The sequence below is a fragment of the Bathymodiolus azoricus thioautotrophic gill symbiont genome, from assembly GCF_001298715.1.
In the GTDB taxonomy this organism is placed as follows: domain Bacteria; phylum Pseudomonadota; class Gammaproteobacteria; order PS1; family Pseudothioglobaceae; genus Thiodubiliella.
Genome location: NZ_CDSC02000374.1, coordinates 1 through 2,309, shown reverse-complemented (window position 1 = coordinate 2,309; position 2,309 = coordinate 1). Strand labels below are relative to the sequence as shown.

The window sequence follows — 2,309 nt, the reverse complement described above, 5'->3', positions numbered from 1 at the left end:
CATTAAAGCTAAGTGCTGACATCATTAAGAAAATTCGTCAATTTTTTGATGGGCAAGGGTTGTGTGAAGTGCAAACCCCGCAACTGCTTGACTATCCTACAACCGATGTTTATATTGATAGTATTGCACTGCAAGTTAATAAAGACATTGGGCTTAAATCGAAATATCTGCACACCTCTCCTGAATTAGAAATGAAGAAACTACTGGCAAAGGGCAGTGGGGATATTTATCAGATCTGTCAAGTGTTTCGTAATAATGAGCAGGGTGCACAGAATTTTAACGAGTTCACAATGTTAGAATATTATCGTTTAGGGTTTGATATCCATAGATTGATGGATGATATGACAGATTTGCTTAAATCGTTGGGCTTTACTAGACCAGCAACACGGTTGTCTTACGCACAAGCATTCAGTGAATTTGCTGATATTGATATTTTAAATATGGATTTTAATGACTTAAAAAAAATAGCCAAATCGCATGATTTATGTAGTGATTTTGAGTGGATTGAAGATTTACAGATTTTGCTGTTTACCGCATTGTGTGAGCCAAAACTGGAAGAATACCCCCTTTGTTTTATTTATGATTACCCCAAGAGCCAATCTGCCTTGGCTAAAGTACAAGGGCAAGTAGCACATCGATTTGAGATGTATATGTATGGTGATGAAGTGGCAAATGGTTATGATGAATTACAAGATGCACAGGACTATCAAAAATGCTTTGGGCTTGAAATTAATAAGCGTTTGGTTCTAGGCAAAGCACCCGTTGATATTGATAAAGGTTTTTTGTCAAATTTACAAAATTCCCTGCCACAATGCTCAGGGGTTGCTATTGGGGTAGAGCGATTATTGTCAAATCTGTTAAAATGAAAATTATGATTCGATTATTTCCCTTATTATTATTGTTGAGCTTGAATGTAGGCGCTTTGCAATTTTTGCAGCCTACAGATGGACAAAATACAGTTAAACAAAAACTAGGGCGCTCTGAGCAACCACCACCAACACAAATTCTGACCCAACTAAATAAGGATGCAAAAAGTGGTAATGTAAGAGCGCAACTAAGTTTGGCAAAAATGTATCATCATGGTATCAATGTTGCAAAAGATATGAAGTTGGCGTTTTATTGGTATTTTCAAGTTGCCGAATCTGGCTATTCTACAGCGCAGTTTAATTTGGCAGAGTTTTATTATAACGGTATTGGTACTGAGAAAAATTTGAAACAGGCAGTATTTTGGTATTCAAGAGCAGCACAGCAAGATTTTATAGAGGTGCAATATAAATTAGCCACAATGTATCACTTTGGAAAAGAGATAGAAGTTGATTATGTAAAGGCTCGTTATTGGTATACAAAGGCTGCCAAACTTGGGTTTGTACCTGCTCAGTTGGCACTGGGTAAACTGTATGACAAGGGAGAAGGTGTGGCAAAAGATTTGACAGAGGCACAACATTGGTATGAAGCTGCAGCTGTACAGTCAAACGCTGAAGCACAATATTATTTGGCTTTGTTATTTGAGCGCCAAGAGAAATTTGTTCAAGCATTATTGATGTATCAACAATCAGCAGAACAAAAGTTTACCAAAGCGCAATTGCGTCTGGCTAAATTATATTATCAAGGTCGTTTAAGTGAGAAAGACGATATTGAGGCGCTTAAGTTGGCGTTAATAGTTGCTGAAAAAGGCAATGTTGAAGCGCAATTTTTGGCGGCAAGTATTTATCATTACAGCACACAAGTTGAACAGGATTTAGAGCAGGCAAGGTATTGGTATGATAAAGCTTTTAAGCAAGGTCACACATCAGCAGAATCTTTGTTAAGGCAGGTTGATGCCAATATAGCGGACAATAAAAATACTGAAGATGATTATCAGACAGTAGAAATTTCAGAAAAACCATCTGTTAAATTGATAGAAAATTTACTCAGTAAACCCTTAGAAAAGCCTATCATTACCACCATACCTAATGTGAAAGAAATCAAGCGTTCATTATTGGATAATACGGAAGCGCTAGATAAGAATATTAAAGCATTAACCCTTAGTGCTGAGCAAGGCAACCCAACTGCACAACACAATTTGAGCATCTTGTTTAGTATTGGCGCATTAGTACCAAAAAATGATACAAAAGCTTTTACATTAATGCAAAAATCAGCCAGACAAGGCGTGGCACGCTCACAAAATTCTTTGGCAATGATGTATTTCAAAGGTATTGGCGTTAAAGCGAATTACCAATCTGCATATTTTTGGGCTGCCTCTTCTGCCAAACAAGGTAATCAAGAAGGTAAGAAGATTTTGTCGTATATCAGCAAATACAAATAATAAT

At 36.9% G+C, this 2,309-nt stretch carries 2 protein-coding genes; both read left to right on the top strand.

Features of this window, described 5'->3' with window-relative positions; genetic code table 11:
* Positions 1 to 20: 20 nt before the first annotated feature.
* Positions 21 to 866, top strand: a complete 846-nt coding sequence (epmA, locus tag BAZSYMA_RS07325) for an EF-P lysine aminoacylase EpmA (protein WP_090717261.1) — start codon at positions 21 to 23, stop codon at positions 864 to 866.
* A gap of 5 nt (positions 867 to 871) precedes the next feature.
* Positions 872 to 2,305, top strand: coding sequence for a tetratricopeptide repeat protein (locus tag BAZSYMA_RS07320; RefSeq protein WP_195910147.1), 1,434 nt, complete (start codon positions 872 to 874; stop codon positions 2,303 to 2,305).
* Positions 2,306 to 2,309 lie beyond the last annotated feature (4 nt).